General features: G+C 54.3%; 6 protein-coding genes and 1 pseudogene. 6 read left to right on the top strand and 1 reads right to left on the bottom strand.

Features of this window, described 5'->3' with window-relative positions; all coding sequences use genetic code 11:
* The coding region (locus HFM78_RS01600) for a TonB-dependent siderophore receptor (protein WP_287127665.1) at positions 1 to 1,396 on the bottom strand (1,396 nt) is incomplete at its 3' end.
* Positions 1,397 to 1,546: 150 nt separating this feature from the next.
* Here HFM78_RS01600 and HFM78_RS01595 point away from each other — a divergent pair.
* From HFM78_RS01595 to HFM78_RS01570, 6 genes and pseudogenes are all read left to right on the top strand, one after another.
* Positions 1,547 to 2,161, top strand: coding sequence for an HAS-barrel domain-containing protein (locus HFM78_RS01595; protein WP_287127664.1), 615 nt, complete (start codon positions 1,547 to 1,549; stop codon positions 2,159 to 2,161).
* A gap of 303 nt (positions 2,162 to 2,464) precedes the next feature.
* Positions 2,465 to 3,085 (top strand): MotA/TolQ/ExbB proton channel family protein, encoded by a 621-nt coding sequence (locus HFM78_RS01590; RefSeq protein ID WP_287127663.1) that lies wholly within the window; start codon positions 2,465 to 2,467, stop codon positions 3,083 to 3,085.
* The gene (locus HFM78_RS01585; RefSeq protein WP_287127662.1) at positions 3,060 to 3,470 is read left to right on the top strand and encodes a biopolymer transporter ExbD; all 411 of its coding nucleotides are present in this window, start codon (positions 3,060 to 3,062) and stop codon (positions 3,468 to 3,470) included. The genes HFM78_RS01590 and HFM78_RS01585 overlap by 26 nt, the downstream gene beginning before the upstream one ends.
* Position 3,471: 1 nt before the next feature.
* Positions 3,472 to 4,233, top strand: coding sequence for an energy transducer TonB (locus HFM78_RS01580; RefSeq protein WP_287127661.1), 762 nt, complete (start codon positions 3,472 to 3,474; stop codon positions 4,231 to 4,233).
* A gap of 46 nt (positions 4,234 to 4,279) precedes the next feature.
* Positions 4,280 to 4,684, top strand: coding sequence for a biopolymer transporter ExbD (locus HFM78_RS01575; RefSeq protein ID WP_287127660.1), 405 nt, complete (start codon positions 4,280 to 4,282; stop codon positions 4,682 to 4,684).
* Positions 4,685 to 4,921: 237 nt separating this feature from the next.
* A pseudogene (locus HFM78_RS01570) lies at positions 4,922 to 5,139 on the top strand (RNA-guided endonuclease TnpB family protein); the annotation flags it as partial.

Below are 5,139 nucleotides of genomic sequence, written 5' to 3'. Positions count from 1 at the left end.
CATTGAGGGGGGCACCGATAAAGGGCACTTGGATTGAGCGGTTGGAGAGGAACTGGAACCCGGTATTCAAGATGTTGCCTGGGTACAGTTCGGCGTTGTAGCGGAGTTGGGCTTCCAGGGTGCGGTTGTTGAGGTAGCGTTGCCCACTGCTGGAGGGGTAGTTCTCCCAAGAGTTGTTGTAGGAGACCTGGGTACTGAGGGTATTGAGTTCGGTCAGGTTCCAGTCCCAGTTAAGGTTGATTCCTGTATCGTCAATCCGCAAGTCGTAGGGGGCATCGTAGGCGACCGTCCTGCCGTCGTAATAAGCCTTGTCATAACAATAGAAGTAGGGCTTGGGTGCCACATAGCCCCCGCCCGAGACGTTCCCCTGGGGCCGGAAGCGGCAGTTGGGACCGTAATAGAAGGCGTAGCCCCGGCGGGTATTCTGTTGCTGGACCGCCAGGGTAATCGTGTGTTCCCGGCCCGGTTTGAAGATGGCCTTGCCGTAGTAGAGGTCACTATAGCTGTAGAATCCGAAAGCTGGGGTGGTGGAACTGAAGGACTGGGCGTCGGGGGTAACACTGGCAAACCGCACGAAGCCCCCCGCTGGAGCCGTGACCGAGACTGTCTGGTTGAAGTTGTTCAACACAGAGCGGCGTTCATAGCCCAACTGGTAGCCGAAATACCCGGCCTCACTGGGATCTACACTATTGCTCCCAGAATAATCCAGCAAGTATTGGCTAAACCCGTAGCTCCCGAAGTTGACCAAGGCCGTTACTTTGGGCGGACCGGCTGGGATCTGGGTGATGACGTTAATCACCCCGCCGATGGCATCCGCGCCATAGCGCAGGCTCGAACCCCCGGTCACGACTTCAATGCGTTCCACGTTGGCGGTGGGTAGTTTGGAGATGTTGGCGGCGCGGTTATTGGAGGCACGGGTCAGGGGGCGACCATCCTGGAGCAGGATAAATCGCGTGTCATCCAGGCCCCGGACTTGGTTAAACCCGGTGGTATCCACCCCGCCTAGGTCATCGGTGAACCGGATACTGGGGATGAGCCGCAGGGCATCGGCAACCGTCGTCGCTCCCGCTGCTTGGATGTCTTCACGGGTGACGACGTAGGTGGTCTGGGTGTTCTCCCGCTCGGTGACGCGGCGGCGGAGAGCGGTGACGTTGACTTCACTGAGCAGGTCTACGGGTTCGTCATCGGCTTCATCGGTCGGGGTAACTTGGGCGACGGAAAGGGGGACGGGTCCCGTCAGGTCCTGCGCGCGGCCCCCCTCGGTTACATTCTGCGCCAGGATCAAGGCGGGTTCAGCACTAACTGGATTTCTGGTTAGTACCCCAAGACAAACCAGGACGACAGCCAGGTTCAAGAGACAGGCAGCCCGCCTGTTTTTGCGATTTAGATGACTCATCACTCCACACACTTTCACAGTGCAAATATCGTACGTAATAACGCTTACCTTGTCACGAAAAAACTATGATTGGCTTTCAGGAATGGCAGTGATAACTAATAGTTGATGTAGCTGAGTTTGGTAGGATAGGGCCAATCCAAACGCCCACCCATGAAAAAATTACCCGTGCTCGATAGTCCTAGGTCTGAGGTAATTGAGGCCGCCACCACTGAGTTTTTAGCGCAGTGCCTAGACAGTGAACGGTTGGAGTTTACCCGGCCCCCAGCCTTCGGGTCCCTGGTCAAGGCGGTGGATGAGGAGCGGGGACTAGAGACCTATGGGGTAGTTTACTATGCCACCACCGCGCCTGTGGATTCAGTCCACCGTGCCCGTGCCCTCGGTCGGTCCTTGCAACAGTTACGCGACGAACAACCACAAATTTTTGAAATGCTCAAGACGGAGTTTCGTTGTGTCATCGTCGGTTATCGCAGTGAGGGACGTAATTATCAACACCTGCCGCCCTACCCGCCCCAAGTCCATGAACCCGTTCGTCTCTGCACAACCCTGGAAGTCGCCCGCTTTTATCAGAACCTAAACTTTTTGCGGACTCTCCTGGGGATCAGTGGTGCTCCCGTGGATGAACTGATTGCTGCCACCCTCCGCCAAGGCTATCTGGCCCACGATGAGGCGAGGGAATGGCTAGTGCGAGCAGGTCGGGAACTGAGTCTGTTGCTCAAAGATGACTATGACCGCTTGAGTACGATTGTCAAACGCCTACAGCCTTGAAATCTAGGACTGGCCTAGCAGTCCGTGTGAAAGCCTAGTTCCCTGGGAATACCCCAGTTATGAGTTTTGGCAAGCAATTGTAAAAATATGTTAAACCTGTCCTGAGGAAACATTATTATAGGGAGCGTTTCCTATAATGTACTTTGTTTAATCCTTTACCCTGACGTAGGACGGAATTTGCCCATGGACCTGCTAAAGACCCTTGGAGCGGCTGGAACCCTGTTCATAGCTCAAGCCGAAACAGTCGAAAGCCCCACTGGTGATGGCTCGATCTTGACGTTGAGCGAGAAGGGGGGACTAGCGATGTATCCCCTAATCATTTTTTCGATCCTTGCCATTGCCCTGATTATCGAGCGCGTCATCTTTTGGTCTAAGGTCCAAAAGGAAACCCCAATTTTCGTGGCTGAGGTCCTCAACACCTATAAGCGTAAATCCCTAGATGCAGCTCTTAAGGTATGTGAGGAATATAAAGCTCTGCCCATAGCCCGGATCTTTGGGGCGGCTTTCCGACTCGGCGAGACCGATGAGGACCAGTTTCGCCTTGCCATGGAGTCCGCTACCTCTGCTGAAGTACCCGAGTTACGCAAGTGGACGACCTTGTTTGACACGATCATCACTGCTTCGCCTTTGATTGGTCTAGTCGGGACGATTACGGGTTTGATTAAAGCCTTGAGCAGTATTAACTTGGGGGCTGTCACCAGCACCAGCGAGGCCAGTAACGTCACCGGGGGGATCGGCGAGGCCCTGATTGCCACCGCCACCGGGATCACCGTTGCTCTTTTGACCCTGCTCATCACCAACGTGTTCCGGTCCCTCTACAATCGGCAAATTGCCATCATCGGGCAATACTCCGGCGAACTTGAGATCATCCACCGCAAACGCAGTGAGGCTAGCGACTATGCGCCTACCACACCTATCCGATAAGTTTCCCGAGATCCCGGTCGTCCCGCTCATTGACGTAATGTTTACCCTGTTGACGTTCTTTATTGTGGCAACCCTCTTTATCGAGAAGAGCCGTGCGATCGAACTCAACCTCCCGAAGTCCGCGACCACGGCTTCTTTGGACCGTAAGGAAGTGGACCAAGTGGACGTGAGTGTGGACAAAGACGGCAACCTTTACTTCAATAAGGACCGCGTCGAGCGGGCTGAGCTTTTAGAGCGGATCAAGGCGGTCCCAGAGAAGACGCTGATCATCTTGGCGGGCGATGAACTAACGGAGTATGCGGATATCGTCAGGGCGATGGATGTAATTCGTGAAGCAGACCGGGGCCAAGTCTCCCTGGCGGCTCGGAACTTGGAGGGCAGATAGAATGACGGTCGCCAACCCCAACCCGAGTCCCAACGATACCCCGTTTTTCCCGCCGACCATCTGGTTCGCGCTTGGGTTCTCGCTGGTCCTCCATCTGGGTTTTGTGTTCTTTGGACGGTTGCCCACGCCCGTGCCGATTGGACAGGAGGAGCGGGCCGAGCCGGAGCTTGTGGCTCTCGAAAAACTACCCGTGCCGCAAAAACCCAAGGTAAAACCACCCCCACCACCCAAGCCCAAGGAACCACCTAAAAAAGTCCAGGTCCAACAGAAGAAGTCCGGGTCTTCCGCCCGTCGCATCTTCCAGACTAAGACTGGCAACAAATCTATTGCCTCGACCAGTAACTACAACGCTTTTGATGGCGATAGTGTCAATGGTCAAGGCGTGGGTAAGGGTTCAGCCGAGGGGACTGGTGTTGGCGAGGAGGGTTCGCCCGAAGGCACGGGCACGGCCCCTGAACCGCCGCCGCCGCCGCCGCCGCCTGAGCCTGAGCCTTTAGTCAAGGCCAAACTCTTGAGTTCGCCAGTCGCTGCCTATCCTGATGCTGCACGGGAGGCTGGACAGGAGGGCCGGGTAATTGTCGTGGCCTACCTAGACAAAGACGGCAACGTTACCCGCACACGGGTCCAAACGAGTAGTGGTTTCCCGAACCTGGATGCTGCGGCCCAAGCAGCGGTCATGAACATGAAGTTTGAGCCTGCTCGTCGGGGCAGTGTCACGGAAAGTTCAAAAGTTGCTGTACCGATTAACTTCAGCTTGACCTAACCATTCCCGCCCCCCAGCCAACGGGGGGCATTACCCCACTAAACCCATGCGTCTCCCACCCATCTCTGACGAGTTTCCTGAAGTCCCGGTCGTGCCTTTGATTGACGTAATGTTCACCTTGCTCACGTTCTTTATCGTTGCCACGCTGTTCATCCAGAAGAACCGTGCCCTCGATCTAAACCTGCCCCAAGCGAATTCTACCCCCATTGTTGAGACCAAAAAGATCGAGCAGGTAGACGTGAGTGTGGACAAAGACGGCAACTTCTACTACAACAAGGACAAAGTGAGTGGTCCTGAACTACTCGCGCGCTTGAAAAAGCTCTCCAATGAGACGCTTTTGATCCTGGCTGGTGATGATAAGACCCGTTACCAAGACCTCGTGAGTGCCCTAGATATCCTGCGCCTCTCGGGTAAGACCCGTATCGCCCTAGCTGAACGTGCCCTAAAGTAAATTTTGAGGAAACTCAATGTATAGCATCAGCCCCGCCGCCGCACCCTGCCTCTCGCCGAAAGCTTGGTTGTGTCTAGGGGCTTCCTTAGTTCTCCGTACAAGTTTCTTACTATTTGTCAACTTACCAAAAGCGGCGTAAAGCCCCTAGCTTTAGCTATGGGGATATCAGCCGCCACCACTGAAGGGAGTCATAAAGTTAACAACGATAAATAAAGTGTCATAGATTATAATTGTGTCATGATTGTCCTTGAGTCGAAACTTGACGGAAAACTAGAACAGTATGCAAAGCTCAATGAAGCTATCCGCACTGCCCAGTTTATTCGTAATAAAGCACTCCGCTACTGGATGGATAACAAGGGAACTAATAAACAAGATTTATATAAGTTGTGTCCTGATTTAGCCGAAGCCTATGACTGGGCAGGTAAGCTTAACTCCCAAGCTAGACAGGCCAGTAT

Origin of the sequence: Candidatus Cyanaurora vandensis (assembly GCF_013285555.1) — a bacterium.
GTDB lineage: Bacteria > Cyanobacteriota > Cyanobacteriia > Gloeobacterales > Anthocerotibacteraceae > Cyanaurora > Cyanaurora vandensis.
Note: the sequence above shows the minus strand (reverse complement) of the source record. Positions and strands in the feature narration are given on the sequence as shown.

Excerpts from the sequence above, each read along its gene's own strand:
- HFM78_RS01590 (WP_287127663.1), top strand. The coding sequence starts at position 2,465 with ATGTATCCCCTAATCATTTTTTCGATCCTTGCCATTGCCCTGATTATC.
- HFM78_RS01580 (WP_287127661.1), top strand. The coding sequence starts at position 3,472 with ATGACGGTCGCCAACCCCAACCCGAGTCCCAACGATACCCCGTTTTTC.
- HFM78_RS01595 (WP_287127664.1), top strand. The coding sequence starts at position 1,547 with ATGAAAAAATTACCCGTGCTCGATAGTCCTAGGTCTGAGGTAATTGAG.
- HFM78_RS01575 (WP_287127660.1), top strand. The coding sequence starts at position 4,280 with ATGCGTCTCCCACCCATCTCTGACGAGTTTCCTGAAGTCCCGGTCGTG.
- HFM78_RS01585 (WP_287127662.1), top strand. The coding sequence starts at position 3,060 with ATGCGCCTACCACACCTATCCGATAAGTTTCCCGAGATCCCGGTCGTC.